This window comes from Bradyrhizobium sp. Unk1, assembly GCF_059512345.1.
The window spans coordinates 108,886-122,676 of record NZ_JCAMOP010000015.1; the positions used below are offsets into that span (position 1 = coordinate 108,886).

Below are 13,791 nucleotides of genomic sequence, written 5' to 3' on the forward strand. Positions count from 1 at the left end.
TGTCCCGTTCACGATCCGGTCACGATCAAATCACGGACTGTGGCCGCAAATCATCGTTGTTTCGTCAACAGGAGGATGATTTGCCAGTCAGCAACTCAGTTATCGATCTGTCGCATCACAACGGAACGCGACTTCGCTTCGACAAGGCACAGGCCGACGGGATCATCGGCGTGATCCAGAAGGCGACACAGGGCGAGGCCTATGCCGATCCGACCTTCAAGAAGAACAGGGATGCCGCCCTCGAAGCGCAACTCCTGTTCGGCGCGTATCATTTCGGCACCGGCGCCAACGGCGTCTCGCAGGCCGAGCATTTCCTCGAAGTCGTCGAACCCGACGCCAGCACGGTGGTCGTGCTCGACTTCGAGGACAATCCGACCGGCACCAGCATGACGCTGGAGGAGGCCCGCGCGTTCGTCACCCACGTCCACGACAAGCTCGGCCGCTGGCCGGGCTTCTACAGCGGTCATACCATCAAGCGTGCCCTGGGAACGACAGTCGATCCCATTCTCAAGAACTGCTGGTTCTGGCTCGCGCAGTACGGGCCGACGCCGGTCGTCCCGCCATGCTGGAGCACGTGGACGATGTGGCAGTACACTGACGGCGGGGTCGGACCTCAGCCGCACGACGTCGACGGCATCGGTCGTTGCGACCGCGAAAACTACAACGGCACCGCAACCCAATTGAAGAGCTGGTGGGGAAAATAGCGGTAACGCCCGGCTATTGCGGCTGCTTGAACGCAAACGGCGTCGCCGTGATGGCCTTCTGCTTCCAGCAGGCCTGCGCACCGAAACCGCCGCAATACCTGCCGTGCAGATCGAAGCGAATGGTGCGCGCCGCGCCACGCTTCATCGGCGGCGGCAAAATCTTGTAGCTGCGGACATAGCCGTCGAACACGGGGCGCACGCTGCCATCGGGCAGAGTCACCAGGACGTTCATGACGCAGCCGCCGGTTCCGCAATAGGCGGTCTCGCGCTCCCCGCATTTGGTGTCGCGGAAATCGACGATGTAATCCTCACGGCCGTCCCCGGTCAGGTCGATCTTGCGCACGGTGTCCGGGGCGAAGGTCACCAGGCCGCCATCCTGGCTGTCGCATTCCTCATTGGCGTAGCGCAACGCCTTCTGCACGGCGGGCGGATAGTCGGCCGGATTGAACGGTTTTGCATCATCGGCGCGCGCAGCGGCGGCGAGCAGTGTGAGCAGGAGGGCCAGATATCGCATTCGCGTTTGTCGCCGGCGTAGCCGCAACCGTTCAGGGAATTTTAAACATGATCGGCGCAACTTCGCTCAGTTCTCGCGTACAGAGTGCCGCATCATGGTCAAAGCGCCCGCCTTCCTCCTGTTGTCGCTGGCGCTCGCCGGATGTGCCGTGGCGCCTCAGGCGCACCTCTCCGCAGACCCCGCCTTCAAGCCTGCGCGCTATGCCTGGGATGGCGCCGGCGAGGATCCCAACCAGCCACGTTCCGGGGCTCCGCGTGCCACGCGCGCCGACGCTGGCTCCGAGCGCAACAGGTCGCAAGCCGGACTTCAGCCCTATTCGAAGGAATGGTGGCAGGCCCAGGACGGCATCGAGGCCGAGCAGGACGCCAGGGTCACCCGCTCCCTCGTCATCTGCCAGGGTTGCCTCCGCCCGCAGCCGCAATCTGAAGATTCCAGGCTCGCCAAAGCGACCGATTGAACCGAACGGCCGCTCCATCGGTCTACAGAGATACGCGCTGACGCCGGCCGGTCCGGCCCTGCGGTCGCACATCATTATCTCAGAGACATTTCATGTTCACCCGTCGGACCTTCGTCGCCGCCTCTCTGCTTGCCGCCGCCTCCCCGGCATTCGCCGTGATGCCTGTCTCCAGCGATCCCGTCGCGATCCTGACCGCCATCTACACCCGCGCAGCCAAGGGCAAAGGCGATGGCGGCGGCGCCTTCATCATCGAGAACAAGGCGGCCAAGACAAAATATCTCTCCAAGGCGCTGGTCGCGCTGTGGGCCAAGGCGGATGCGCATACGCCGAAGGGCGATGTCGGACCGGTCGATTTCGATCCCGTCACCAACTCGCAGGAACCGGACGTGAAATCCTTCAAGGTTGACGCGGAGAAGATGGAGGCCGACAAGGCGACGATCGCGGTGACCATCAACGGCCACCGCAACGACCGCAAACCCGCCGACCAGATCGTGCGTTATGACTTCGTGCGCGAGGCCAATAGCTGGCGGATCGACGACATCAAGGGCTCGTCCGACGGCGAGGCTTGGTCGATCCGCAAGATGCTGACGGACTCGTTGAAGACCTGACGGGAGACACCATGAGCGACGTCATCGATAACAAGGCCGATCATCGCTTCGAGCTGGAGGCGGAGGGCCATCTCGCGACCGAACACTACAAGCTCGACGGCAACGTCATCACCTTCGAGCATACCGACGTGCCGAAGGAGCTCGGCGGCAAGGGCGTCGGCTCGAAGCTGGTGCAAGGCGCGCTCGATCAGGTCCGCGCGGCCGGCTTGAAGCTGATCCCGCAATGTCCGTTCGTGAAGGCATGGATCGAAAAACATCCTGAGTATGCGGATTTGGTGAAGAGTTAGGCGAGCGCAGGCCCACCGAGCGCGCGGCGGGCCTGCTCAAATCTACCGCCTATTGCCCATGCTTCAGCATATCCTGGTCACTCAGATCCCAGTCCTGCCACAGCTGGAGCACGCCGAGGATTACCGCCACCGCTCCCAGAGTCGTGTGGTAGATCCGGAGAAAACCTTCGCCGGAATAACCGAACACATAGGGCGAGACGATGAGCCAGAGCCCGACCAGGATCGTCGCCACCTCCTGCCAGCGCTGCAACGCGACATATTCGAGCTGGCTGAGGCCGAATACGACGAGGCCGATCGCGACGGTGTTCAGGACCATCACCTGGTATTCGACGACCGGCGCGTGATCCTGGATGGGGAACCACGGCGACGCGACGATCAGCGCGCCGAGCAGCATCCCGCACCAATCTTCCCACGTTCGATGAGTATTGAAGAAACTAAAGTCCGACATCGTACCCTCCTACAAAAGAGGCATACGTCGGCGGCTGGCAATCATCATACTCCGAACGTCTAGCGACCCTGCCGGCCGCATTCGGGCGTATGTCCTGAAACAACACCTGGGGAACCGGGTGCACGATTGCAAGACTGACCAATGTTTTTTGCAAGCGAAACAACGAGCCAATCATGGCTCACGCGTTAGCGCCCCGAGCTTCTGCAGTGCATCATGGGCGGACGGCAGCCCTGGACGCAATTCCAGCGCCTTCCGGAAATCAGCAATCGCGCCCTGCCTGTCGCCGAGGCGCAGCCTGGCCTGGCCGCGGTTGTTCCAGGAGAACACGTCGGAGGGATCGTATTGCAGCGCCTTGTCGTGGTCGGCGATGGCACGATCATAGTCGCGCTTGAAGCTGTAGACGCGGCCGCGATTGTTGCAGGCGCAGGCATAGCCGGGATCGAGCAGAACCGACTCATCGAGATCGGACAATGCGGCGTCGAGTTCGCGTTTCTCGGTGAGCCCATGGCCGCGATTGCAATAGGCGCCGGCGAGCCTCTGCCCGCTTTCGCTCCTGGTATCAATCACGTTCGAGCAGGCTTTGATGCGCGCGTCCGGCGTGCTGGCCAGCCCGACGCAGGCCTCCAGGCCGGACCGCCTTCGGCCGCAGCCGATACCGGCGCGGTCGAGGCGAGCGCCGCAAGCAGCGCATCAAGGCTGAGCGGGACACGCATTTTCCGGATATCTCCCCTGCGACAACCTCCCTTGGTCGCACCTTGGCAAGGGCCGGTTCAGGCGCCTAGATCAGAGAACACGCAGCGCTTCGAAGGGATCTGGCATGGCGGTACGGGACAACAAGGACAGGAGTCGCTTCGAGCTCGATGCGGGCAACGAAATCGCCTTCGCCAATTACCGGCTGACGCCGTCGGCCGTGATCATCACCCATACCGAGACGCCGCGCGCGCTACGCGGCCGCGGCATTGCATCCGAGTTGGTCAAGGGCGCGCTGGACTTGATCCGCCGTGACGGCAAGAAGGTGATCGCCGGCTGCGGCTTCGTCGTCGACTATCTCGACAGGCATCCGGAGGAGGCAGACCTCGTCGCCTGAACGCAAAAGGGGCCCGCGAGATCGCGGGCCCCTGGCTTACGACCGAGCAATCGGTCAGTGCTTGATCTCCGGCGGCAGCTTGCCGCCATTGGCGGCGAGCTTGGACATCACCTGCTTGTGCAGCCAGACGTTCATGCTCGCGGAATCGTTGGTGTCGCCGCTGTAGCCTAGCTCCTTGGCGAGATCCTTGCGCGCAGCGAGGCTGGAATCGATGTCGAGCGCCTTCATCAGGTCGACGATCGAGGTGCGCCACTCGAGCTTCTCGCCCTTGTGGGCGGCGACCGCCGCATCGACGATCGAAGCAACGTCCACTGTCGACGCGGGCGCGGCAGCAGGCGCCGATCCGCCCGGCGCGGCGCCGGCGGGCGCGCTGCCCGACGGTGCGCTGCCCGACGGTGCACTGCCTGCGGGCGCGGCTGAAGCCGGATGGCTGCCGAAGATCGCGCCCATGATTTTCCCGAAAATGCTCATGTCTTCTCCCCGAAAAGGATCCGTTGGAAGGGCCTTGAGTGCCACTTATAGACGAAGTTACTGCGTTGCGCCCGCGAAGTTCTGCGAACTGACAACCAGCATCAGCTTATCTGCGGCGAAATGACGACCGAATGACATCGTTGAAGTTGCGGTGCGGCATCGAATCTCAACCAAGCGTGTGGGACAGGACTCGGAAATGGGCGTAGGCTCCAGCTTCAGCTCGCGATGACGTCCGGAATTCGCGTCTGGCCGGAATCGCGAAACTCAGAAAAGCGGCCGCTTGCGCCGTTGCCGGCGCCGAATTCGGCCGCATGGCAAGGGAGCTAGCGACCATGGCCACACTCTACCCGGGCAATGTCCCCACTGTGGCCCAGACCGCGGATGCGGCTGGACCGGTGATCCGAACCATCCAACTGTCCGATCTGCACGACGCGCTCAGGCGCGGCTGGGAAGATTTCAAGGCGGTGCCGAGCCACGCCATCATCCTCTGCGTGATCTATCCTGTGCTGGGCCTCGTGCTCGCCCGCGCGGTGATGGGCTATTCGGTGCTGCCGCTGTTGTTCCCGCTGGCGGCAGGCTTCGCGCTGATCGGCCCGTTCGCCGCGCTCGGTCTCTATGAGCTCTCCAGCCGGCGCGAACGTTATGAGGAGGCCAGCGCCTGGGATGCCATGGAGGTGCTGCGCTCGCCTTCGTTCGGCGCCATGCTCGGTCTCGGCACACTGCTGCTCGCTCTGTTCGTGACCTGGGTTGCGACCGCTCAGGCGATCTATGTCGCGGCGTTCGGCTATGAGGGCGCGACCGGGATCTCGGATTTCATGACGCGCGTGCTGACAACCCAGCAAGGCTGGTGGCTGATCGTGGTTGGCTGCGGCACCGGCTTCCTGTTTGCGCTTGCCGCGCTCTGCATCAGCGCGGTGTCGTTCCCCTTGATGCTCGACCGCCATGCCGGCGCGTTCGAGGCGATGGTGACGTCGCTGCGCGTCGTCGCCAAGAACCCGGTGCCGATGGCGGCCTGGGGCCTGATTGTCGCGGTGCTGCTGGCGCTCGGCACGATCCCGGCGTTCATTGGCCTTGCCGTGGTGATCCCCCTGCTCGGCCATGCCACATGGCACCTCTACCGCAAGGTGATCGTCTCGGAGCCCGGTGCACGTCCGGTGCCGCCCCCACCGCATCGCCCGCGCAAGCCGGCCGCCGACTTCCCCGCCAACCTCTTCCCTTGGCGGAATCGGACGGACGCCTGACGATATCGTGACATGCGATCCTGCCCGGGCTCGGCTCGGGCAGGATTCCATGCTGTCATACGCCTTGCTTTGGCCGCGGTTACAATCGAAATTGCGCCCGCCGGTCAGATCACTTCACGGAATCCATTTCATCTGATGACCCCGACGATTTCTCGTCTCGCTCTCGCAGCCTTCGCCCTCTCCGCGTCAATCCTAACCGCCCAGCCAGCCCTCGCCGCTGTTGCCTGCGGCTCGGGCAATTTCGACGCCTGGCTCGCGGACTTCAAAGCCGACGCCACGGCCAAGGGCGTCTCGCAGCAGGCCGTTGCCGCCGGGCTTGCCGGCGTGACGCTCGATCAGAGCGTGCTTAACCGGGACCGCTCGCAAAAAGTCTTCACCCAGACCTTCGAGGAGTTCTCCGGCCGCATGGTGCCGCCGCGCATGCAGCGCGGCTCCAACATGATGAAGCAGTACGGCTCGGTGCTGTCCCGCATCGAACAGACCTACGGCGTGCCGGGCGAGGTGCTGGTCGCGATCTGGGGTCTCGAGACCGATTTCGGCGTCAACATCGGCAAGTTCGCCACCATCCGCTCGCTGGCAACGCTGGCCTATGATTGCCGCCGCTCCGACCAGTTTCGTGCCGAGCTCTTGGATGCGCTGCGCATCGTCCAGCGCGGCGACCTCGCCCCCGCCGACATGAAGGGCGCATGGGCCGGCGAGCTCGGCCAGACCCAGTTCATGCCGTCGTCCTGGATGAAATACGCCGTCGATTTCGACGGCAATGGCAAGCGCGACCTCTTGCACAACGCACCCGACGTGCTCGCCTCCACCGCCAATTATCTCGCCGGCTACGGCTGGCAGCGCGGCAAGGATTGGCAGCCGGGCAGTCCGAATTTTGCGGTGTTGCAGCAGTGGAACAAGAGCGAAGTCTACTCCAAGACCGTCGCCTATTTCGCAACCCAGCTCGCACGCGCCCCTTAAATAGCGCCCGCCAGGACGCGTAGGGCCGATCGCCCGGCGATCGGCCCTCTCTTGGTGCGTTTACTTACCCATCGTGGCGTTCATCGCCTTGTTCAGGTGCGCGCCGCACACACCCATTTTGCCGTTGAGCAGCGCGTCCTGCGCAGCCGCGATTTCCTTCTGCGCCACGAACTTGCTGTCGCCGTCGGCCATGGCCTCGATCGCGGTCTCCGTCTTCTCCAGATTGGCCGAGCTGCAGCCGCCCATGGCATGCTTGGCGGCCTGGGCCGGCGCGACGGCGAACGCGACGGCGGCAATTGCGATAACCCCGAGTAACTTCGTCATGATGTTACTTTCCTTCTCTTTTTCTTGGGACAGAACCAGCGACATTGCCGGAATCTGCGGCATGACTTTCCTCCGGGCGCGGCAACTTGCCGCAATAAATTCCTCGCGAGAATTGCGTGATGTTGCGTGCGGCGCAGAGGCACCATGCGAAATTTCTGATTTTCATTACACCCTTGTAATGAACGCCACACGTTCGGCGTGTGTGCGCCGCACCAAAGAGGCGGTTGCGGTCTGGAACGAGGCAGGATGAGTTTCGGCAGGGCTCCTCGCCCGGTCTGGTGATCCGCCAACCAGAGCGAGTCGGAGCCGTCGCCCGGTATCTTCAAAAGTATGAACTAACATTCATCTTTATGATTCCATCACCATGCGATTCGTGCATGCGAGACTTGGGTACAGGCGCTGACTGATCGCCTTGCGAGCGCTTGGAACGCGACCTATTTCCACCTTGCCGCAAACGCGAATGCTTGCAGTAAACCCGTGAATTCACGGTGATTTATGGCAAACAATTCCCCATTCCGCCTACCCTTTGGGCGGGAGTGCTCTCGGGTTAATCGTCCGTTACCAACGCTATGCACCACGCGCTTAGCTGCATCGCAACATCGGAACTTTTGCACTGCACCACTCTCACCTATATTCATTTCAACGATGAGGCTCGGGCAAGGGCTGAATCGAACTACAGGAGACTACCAATGCTGCTCTCGCTCATCCGCATGATCCAGGCTTTCCGGGACTATCAGCGCAATGTTGCCGAGCTGTCCCAGCTCAGCGATCGCGAACTGGCCGACATCGGCCTCGATCGCTCGGACATCCCGCGCGTTGCCGCCGGTCAGTATCAGGGCTGATATCGTTCAGCCCTTCACCGGACGAACCGATAGCGCCCGCCTCGTGCGGGCGTTGTCGTTTCTGATGGCAGAAAACTCCATTTCGGCGATTCCACTGACCGCCGAAAAGCGCTACCTGTCCGCCCCATGACAGGACCCCAATCCAACATTGTGCACGTGATCGGCGCCGGCCTTGCCGGTTCCGAAGCCGCCTGGCAGGTGGCCAAATCCGGCATGCCCGTGGTGCTGCACGAGATGCGGCCGGACCGCATGACCGAGGCGCACCGCACCGATGGGCTCGCCGAGCTCGTCTGCTCCAATTCGTTCCGCTCGGACGACGCCGCCAACAACGCCGTCGGCCTGCTGCACGCCGAAATGCGCCGGCTCGGCTCGCTAATCATGCGTGCGGCCGATGCCAACCAAGTGCCCGCCGGCGGCGCGCTCGCGGTGGACCGCGATGGCTTCTCGGCGGCCGTCACCAAGGCGCTCAACGACCACCCCCTGATCGAGATCGCCCGCGGCGAGGTTTCAGGCCTGCCGCCGGGCGACTGGAGCAACGTCATCGTTGCGACCGGCCCCCTCACCTCCGCGCCACTCGCCGACGCCATTCGCGAGCTCACCGACGAGAACGCGCTCGCTTTCTTCGACGCGATCGCGCCGATCGTGCATCGCGAGTCCATCGACATGTCAGTGGCCTGGTTCCAGTCGCGCTATGACAAGGTCGGCCCCGGCGGCACCGGCGCCGACTACATCAACTGCCCCATGACCAAGGAGCAGTATGACGGCTTCGTCGCCGCGCTGATCGCAGGCGAGAAGACCGAGTTCAAGGAATGGGAGACCAACACGCCCTATTTCGACGGCTGCCTGCCGATCGAGGTGATGGCGGAGCGCGGCCCCGAGACGTTGCGCCACGGCCCGATGAAGCCGGTCGGCCTCACCAACCCGCACGATCCCGCCACGAAGGCCTACGCGATCGTGCAGCTGCGCCAGGACAACAAGCTCGGCACGCTCTACAACATCGTCGGATTCCAGACGAAGCTGAAATACGGCGAACAGCAGCGCATCTTCCGCAGCATTCCGGGGCTGGAGAAGGCCGAATTCGCCCGCCTCGGCGGCCTGCATCGCAACACCTTCCTCAACTCGCCAAAGCTGCTCGACGGCCAACTGCGCCTGCGCGCGCAGCCGCGGCTGCGCTTCGCCGGTCAGATGACCGGCTGCGAGGGCTATGTGGAATCCGCCAGCGTCGGCCTGATCGCCGGTCTCTATGCGGCAGCGGATGCGCGCGGCGAGACACTGGCGAGCCCGCCGGCTACGACGGCACTGGGATCGCTGCTCGGTCACATCACCGGCGGCCATATCGAAACCATCGAGCCCGGTGCGCGCTCGTTCCAGCCGATGAACATCAATTTCGGCCTGTTCCCGCCGCTTGCGAATGCTCCAACGAAGAAGCCCGACGGCACCCGCCTGCGCGGCAACGAGAAGACGGTGGCCAAGAAGCAGGCGATGAGCGCGCTGGCGCTCGCCGATCTCGATCGCTGGATCGCCGATCACCTGCGCATCGCCGCAGCCGCGTGAGTTTTCGATGAGTCTTCCCAAAGACGACGCCGCGACCCTGTCGGCGCGCTGGACCGAGGGCGTGCTGCTCAAGCGCGACGTGTTCTCAACCGTCGAGCGCGGCCGCTTCCGCGGCAGCGGCGAGGTCGATGCCGTGCTGCGCCGGCTCGACGAAGTGCCGTGGTGGTCGTTTCCCCTGGCGCGCCACCTGTTCGCGCGTGAGAAGCACGCGCTGGCGCTGGCCAAAGGCCTCAATGTCGGCCCCGATTTGCTGTGGGCCGGTCGCCGGGCGCTCGTGCGCGGCTTTGTCGACGGCGTCGCGCTGCATCTGGCCAAGCCGCATGGCGACCTCGCCTATTTCCGCTCGGCCAAGGCGGCGCTACGCCGGCTGCGCCGCGCCGGAATCTGCCACAACGATCTCGCCAAGGAGCAGAACTGGCTGGTCGGCCGCGACGGCCGCGCCTACGTGACCGACTTCCAGCTCGCGGCCTGCTTCAACCGACGTGGCCGGCTCTACCGCATCCTCGCCTACGAGGACCTGCGGCATCTGCTCAAGCACAAGCGCTCCTATGCACCCGAGGCGCTGACGCCGCGCGAGCGAAAAATCCTGGCGAAGAAATCATTCGCCGCCAGCCTGTGGCTCGCGACCGGCAAGAAGGTGTACCGTGCGATCACGCGCGGCCTGTTCAACTTCACCGACCGCGAGGGCGGCGGCCGCCGGCTGGTCAACGACGCGCCGGTGCTGGCCGAGCTGATCCGCAAGAACCCGGCCGTGCGCGACACCGCCATCGTCGCCTTCGCCGACCGCCGCTCCGGCGTCGGGCTCTATGCCTTCGTCGAGGCCGATCAGGCCACGCTTGAAGGCGAGCTTCGGAGCGAGCTTTCGGCCGCCAAGGGTCCAAAGCCGCCGGAGCACATTCAGGTCGTACACGCGCTGCCCCGCGATACCAGCGGCAAGCCGCGGACCGAGATCCTGCAACTGGTCGCCATGAACCAGCTCGACCTGATCGAGCCGATGATGAAGAACGACCAGGACCGCGCCTTCCTCAAGGACATCCTGGAACAGCGGAAGAACCTGCGGGACCGTTTCAACTTCGAGGCGGACCTGCCGGCGAGCTGAGGGGTTGCTCGCGCCTTGAAGCGTCCACATTGGCGATAGAGAAGCGATCGGATCATTCGGGCGGCGGGTCATGGGCATTCGGGGGATGATGATGCATCGTGTGATTGGCAGCGTGACCGCTGGCCTTCTGCTGCTCGCAGCCGCGCCCGCGATGGCCGAGTCCCCCGCCGAACAGATCTCCAGCTTCCGCCTCAAGCACGGCGAAGTCCGCGTCGTCCGCGATTCAACCCTCGACCGCATCGCCATGGACCAGGCCCGCGCGATGGCGGCGAAGGACGACCTCAGCCACGACGCGCTCGGCCCGTTCAACCGGCGCGTCGCACCGGCCGGCGCGGGCCGCGCGGCCGAGAACATCGCTTACGGCTACGACAATTTCGAGAAGACGCTCGGACAGTGGATCGACTCGTCCGGGCATCGCAAGAACCTGCTGCTGCACAACGCCTCCCGCGTCGGTATCGCGAGCGCCAGAAATGCCAGCGGCAAGCGGACCTATTGGGCCATGGTGATCGCGGGCGACTACGAGCCGAAGGGCAAGGGCAAAGGCAAGAAGGACGGGGAGCCGTTGGTTGCCGTGAAGCGCGAGGCCGCGCCCGCCAGCAAGCCGAAATCCAGCAGCTGCCACGTCAAGCTGCTCGGCCTCTGTATCTGAGACCTGGCCGGGCCATCTTGCTCGCACTCCTCGACGCGTCTAATTCATCAACGAAGATCGCGGGAAGCGGAGGCGTGGGTGATCGACATCGACAAAATACGTGCCGACACGCCGGGCGCTGACCGGCTCGCGTATCTCCACAATGCCGGCGCGGCCCTCATGCCAACTGCCGTCGTCGCGGCAATGAAGGGGCACATCGACCTGGAGGGCGAGATCGGAGGTTATGCCGCTGCCGACCGCGAGTCCGATCGGCTCGATGCGGTCTATGGCTCCGTGGCGCGCCTGCTCAATGCCGCCCCCGATGAGATCGCCCTCATGGAGAACGCGACAATTGCCTGGCAGATGGCGTTCTACGCGCTTCCGTTTCGCCAGGGCGATCGGATCCTGACCGCCGAAGCGGAATACGCTGCCAACTACGTCGCGTTCCTTCAGGTCGCAAGGCGCACGGGCGCGACCATCGATGTCGTGCCGAGCGATGCCAGCGGCGAGCTCGACGTCCGCGCGCTCGAGCGCATGATCGACGAGCGCGTGAAGCTGATCGCCATCACCTGGGTTCCGACCAATGGCGGATTGGTCAATCCCGCGGCGGCGATCGGCAGAATCGCGCGGGCGCACGGGATTCCCTATCTGCTCGACGCCTGCCAGGCGGTCGGCCAGATGACGGTCGACGTCGACGCCATCGGCTGTGACATGCTGTCGGCGACGGGGCGCAAATTCCTCCGCGGCCCACGCGGCACGGGCTTTCTCTACGTCCGCCGCGAGATGCTGCAACGGCTCGAGCCGCCGATGATCGATCACTTCGCCGCGCCCTGGGTCTCGCGCGATGAATATCGGCTCCGTGACGATGCCCGCCGTTTCGAGACTTGGGAGAACAATTACGCGGCACGTCTCGGTCTCGGCGCTGCCATCGATTATGCCCTCGCCATCGGCCTCGGCCCCATCGAGCAGCGCTGCCGTCTGCTTGCGGACCGTCTTCGCGGCGGCCTCGCCTCCGTTCGCGGCGTGACCATTCGCGACCTCGGACGTGCACCGGGCGCCATCGTCAGCTTCACAATGGACGGGTATGAAGCGGACGCCGTCGTCAGCAGCGCCGCTGCGGCGGGCATCACCATCGGCGCTTCAGATCCGGCGAGCACCCGCATCGATGCCGAAATCCGCTCGCTGCCGCCGGTCGTGCGGGCCTCCCCGCATTACTACAATACGGAAGCCGAGATCGACCGGCTGATCGACCACCTCGCGGGTTTGGCGCCGCGATAGCGGCGCGCGCCACTCAGGTACAGCGCGCGCTCAAGCCGGATGCGCCGAGCTTGGCCATGACCTCGTCGAGATGCGCGCTGTCGCGGGTCTCGATGACGAGCTGAAGCAGCGTCGCCTTGGCCGGCAGGTCGGAGAAGGTCCGCTGATGCGAGACCTCGATGATGTTGGCGCCGGCCTCGGCCAGCAGTGAGGCGACGGCAGCCAACTGCCCGGGCCTGTCGGGGATATCGAGCGACAGCTGAGTCAGCCGTCCTTCGCGTGCCAGCTCGCGCGTCAGGACGGATGCGATCAGCCTGGTGTCAATGTTGCCGCCGCTCAGGACGAGGCCGACCTTCTGGCCGGCAAAGCGGGACGTATCGGACATCAGCGCGGCAAGCCCGGCTGCGCCGGCGCCCTCGACGACGGTCTTCTCGATCGAGATCAGGGTCGCGACGGCACGCTCGAGCTCGGCTTCGTTCACCAGCGCGATGTCGTCGACGAGGCGGCGGACGATCTCGGTCGTGATCTTGCCCGGCGATTTCACCGCGATGCCCTCGGCGAGCGTGTCGCCGCGGGCGGGCAGATTGCCGTCATGGATGGCGTTGTACATTGAGGGGTAGAGCCAGGCCTCGACACCAAGAATCCGCACCGACGGCTTGATCGATTTCGCGGCAATGCCGATGCCGCTGATCAGGCCGCCGCCGCCGATCGGGACCACCAGCGTATCGAGCTCCGGCACCGCCTTCAGCATCTCGAGCCCGACGGTGCCCTGCCCCGCGATGACGAGCGGGTCGTCGTAGGGGTGGACGAAGATCATGCCGCGGGCCTCGCCTTGGCTTCGCGCATAGGCGGCCGCCTCCTCCAGCGTTGCGCCCGTCACCACCACCTCGGCGCCGTGGTGCTTGGTGTTCTCGACCTTCACCATGGGCGTGCCGACCGGCATGACGATGGTGGCGGGAATGCCGAGCCGCTTGGCGTGATAGGCGACGCCCTGCGCGTGGTTGCCCGCCGACATCGCGATGACGCCGCGCGCACGCTCCTCCGGCGTCAGCGCGGTGAGCCGGTTGAGCGCACCCCGCTCCTTGAACGAGGAGGTGAACTGGAGGTTTTCGAATTTCAGCCAGATGTCGCAGCCGCAGATATTGCTCAGCGTGCGGCTGTAGCTGCAGGGCGTCTCGACGACGGCGCCGCGGATGGTGTCGGCGGCGGCATGAATGTCGCCCAGAGCGACCGGAAAGCCGCTGAGATCGGGGGACGTGTTTTGGGACAACTCAGCCATAGGACAGCATAGAGCATTTGGCCGTTTGAGG

The 13,791-nt window shown here is 64.5% G+C and carries 18 protein-coding genes; 12 read left to right on the forward strand and 6 right to left on the reverse strand.

All coding sequences use genetic code 11. The annotated features are described in order from the left end of the window. Nucleotides 1–80 precede the first annotated feature (80 nt). Nucleotides 81–704 (forward strand): glycoside hydrolase family 25 protein, encoded by a 624-nt coding sequence (locus tag AC5ZFO_RS20720; RefSeq protein WP_282519013.1) that lies wholly within the window; start codon nucleotides 81–83, stop codon nucleotides 702–704. Between the two features lie 13 nt (nucleotides 705–717). On the opposite strand, the gene AC5ZFO_RS20725 is transcribed toward AC5ZFO_RS20720, so the two are convergent. Then, entirely contained in the window at nucleotides 718–1,218 is a 501-nt protein-coding gene (locus tag AC5ZFO_RS20725; RefSeq protein ID WP_282519012.1) for a hypothetical protein, read from the reverse strand. Between the two features lie 94 nt (nucleotides 1,219–1,312). Here AC5ZFO_RS20725 and AC5ZFO_RS20730 point away from each other — a divergent pair, with 94 nt between their 5' ends. The 3 genes from AC5ZFO_RS20730 to AC5ZFO_RS20740 all read left to right on the forward strand — a co-directional run bounded on the left by AC5ZFO_RS20730 (nucleotide 1,313) and on the right by AC5ZFO_RS20740 (nucleotide 2,570). Next, nucleotides 1,313–1,675, forward strand: a complete 363-nt coding sequence (locus tag AC5ZFO_RS20730; RefSeq protein ID WP_282519011.1) for a hypothetical protein — start codon at nucleotides 1,313–1,315, stop codon at nucleotides 1,673–1,675. A 92-nt stretch (nucleotides 1,676–1,767) separates the two neighbouring features. Next, nucleotides 1,768–2,283: a DUF3828 domain-containing protein gene (locus AC5ZFO_RS20735; protein ID WP_282519010.1), complete on the forward strand. Its 516-nt coding sequence runs from the start codon at nucleotides 1,768–1,770 to the stop codon at nucleotides 2,281–2,283. 11 nt (nucleotides 2,284–2,294) lie between these two features. After that, a complete protein-coding gene (locus AC5ZFO_RS20740) occupies nucleotides 2,295–2,570 on the forward strand; it encodes a GNAT family N-acetyltransferase (RefSeq protein ID WP_282519009.1) in 276 nt (91 codons plus the stop codon). 49 nt (nucleotides 2,571–2,619) lie between these two features. Here AC5ZFO_RS20740 and AC5ZFO_RS20745 read toward each other — a convergent pair whose 3' ends face one another. Next, complete coding sequence (locus AC5ZFO_RS20745) at nucleotides 2,620–3,018, reverse strand: SPW repeat protein (protein WP_282519008.1); 399 nt, start codon at nucleotides 3,016–3,018, stop codon at nucleotides 2,620–2,622. Between the two features lie 171 nt (nucleotides 3,019–3,189). Beyond that, a complete protein-coding gene (locus tag AC5ZFO_RS20750; protein WP_282519007.1) occupies nucleotides 3,190–3,585 on the reverse strand; it encodes a tetratricopeptide repeat protein in 396 nt (131 codons plus the stop codon). 250 nt (nucleotides 3,586–3,835) lie between these two features. On the opposite strand from AC5ZFO_RS20750, the gene AC5ZFO_RS20755 reads away from it, so the two are divergent. Then, nucleotides 3,836–4,105 carry a GNAT family N-acetyltransferase gene (locus AC5ZFO_RS20755; RefSeq protein ID WP_014495087.1) on the forward strand — a complete coding sequence of 90 codons (270 nt, stop codon included), beginning with the start codon at nucleotides 3,836–3,838 and terminating at the stop codon, nucleotides 4,103–4,105. Nucleotides 4,106–4,159: 54 nt separating this feature from the next. On the opposite strand, the gene AC5ZFO_RS20760 is transcribed toward AC5ZFO_RS20755, so the two are convergent. Further along, nucleotides 4,160–4,576: a DUF3597 domain-containing protein gene (locus tag AC5ZFO_RS20760; RefSeq protein ID WP_282519006.1), complete on the reverse strand. Its 417-nt coding sequence runs from the start codon at nucleotides 4,574–4,576 to the stop codon at nucleotides 4,160–4,162. Nucleotides 4,577–4,908: 332 nt separating this feature from the next. Here AC5ZFO_RS20760 and AC5ZFO_RS20765 point away from each other — a divergent pair, with 332 nt between their 5' ends. Together AC5ZFO_RS20765 and AC5ZFO_RS20770 are read left to right on the forward strand one after the other, a co-directional pair. Beyond that, nucleotides 4,909–5,817 (forward strand): DUF2189 domain-containing protein, encoded by a 909-nt coding sequence (locus AC5ZFO_RS20765; protein WP_282519005.1) that lies wholly within the window; start codon nucleotides 4,909–4,911, stop codon nucleotides 5,815–5,817. 135 nt (nucleotides 5,818–5,952) lie between these two features. Beyond that, on the forward strand, nucleotides 5,953–6,777 hold the full coding sequence (locus AC5ZFO_RS20770) for a lytic murein transglycosylase (RefSeq protein WP_282519004.1): 825 nt from the start codon (nucleotides 5,953–5,955) through the stop codon (nucleotides 6,775–6,777). 60 nt (nucleotides 6,778–6,837) lie between these two features. Here the strand turns inward: AC5ZFO_RS20770 and AC5ZFO_RS20775 are convergent, their stop codons facing one another. After that, on the reverse strand, nucleotides 6,838–7,164 hold the full coding sequence (locus AC5ZFO_RS20775) for a hypothetical protein (protein WP_282519003.1): 327 nt from the start codon (nucleotides 7,162–7,164) through the stop codon (nucleotides 6,838–6,840). Between the two features lie 626 nt (nucleotides 7,165–7,790). Here AC5ZFO_RS20775 and AC5ZFO_RS20780 point away from each other — a divergent pair. The 5 genes from AC5ZFO_RS20780 to AC5ZFO_RS20800 all read left to right on the forward strand — a co-directional run bounded on the left by AC5ZFO_RS20780 (nucleotide 7,791) and on the right by AC5ZFO_RS20800 (nucleotide 12,502). After that, nucleotides 7,791–7,943, forward strand: coding sequence for a DUF1127 domain-containing protein (locus tag AC5ZFO_RS20780; RefSeq protein ID WP_007590701.1), 153 nt, complete (start codon nucleotides 7,791–7,793; stop codon nucleotides 7,941–7,943). A 126-nt stretch (nucleotides 7,944–8,069) separates the two neighbouring features. Then, nucleotides 8,070–9,497: a methylenetetrahydrofolate--tRNA-(uracil(54)-C(5))-methyltransferase (FADH(2)-oxidizing) TrmFO gene (gene trmFO, locus AC5ZFO_RS20785; RefSeq protein WP_282519002.1), complete on the forward strand. Its 1,428-nt coding sequence runs from the start codon at nucleotides 8,070–8,072 to the stop codon at nucleotides 9,495–9,497. A gap of 7 nt (nucleotides 9,498–9,504) precedes the next feature. Continuing rightward, entirely contained in the window at nucleotides 9,505–10,596 is a 1,092-nt protein-coding gene (locus AC5ZFO_RS20790; protein WP_496122434.1) for an AMP-binding enzyme, read from the forward strand. Nucleotides 10,597–10,687: 91 nt separating this feature from the next. Beyond that, on the forward strand, nucleotides 10,688–11,245 hold the full coding sequence (locus AC5ZFO_RS20795; RefSeq protein ID WP_282519001.1) for a CAP domain-containing protein: 558 nt from the start codon (nucleotides 10,688–10,690) through the stop codon (nucleotides 11,243–11,245). A gap of 78 nt (nucleotides 11,246–11,323) precedes the next feature. Continuing rightward, nucleotides 11,324–12,502, forward strand: coding sequence for an aminotransferase class V-fold PLP-dependent enzyme (locus tag AC5ZFO_RS20800; protein ID WP_282519000.1), 1,179 nt, complete (start codon nucleotides 11,324–11,326; stop codon nucleotides 12,500–12,502). A 13-nt stretch (nucleotides 12,503–12,515) separates the two neighbouring features. On the opposite strand, the gene AC5ZFO_RS20805 is transcribed toward AC5ZFO_RS20800, so the two are convergent. Then, nucleotides 12,516–13,760 carry a threonine ammonia-lyase gene (locus tag AC5ZFO_RS20805; protein ID WP_282518999.1) on the reverse strand — a complete coding sequence of 415 codons (1,245 nt, stop codon included), beginning with the start codon at nucleotides 13,758–13,760 and terminating at the stop codon, nucleotides 12,516–12,518. Nucleotides 13,761–13,791 lie beyond the last annotated feature (31 nt).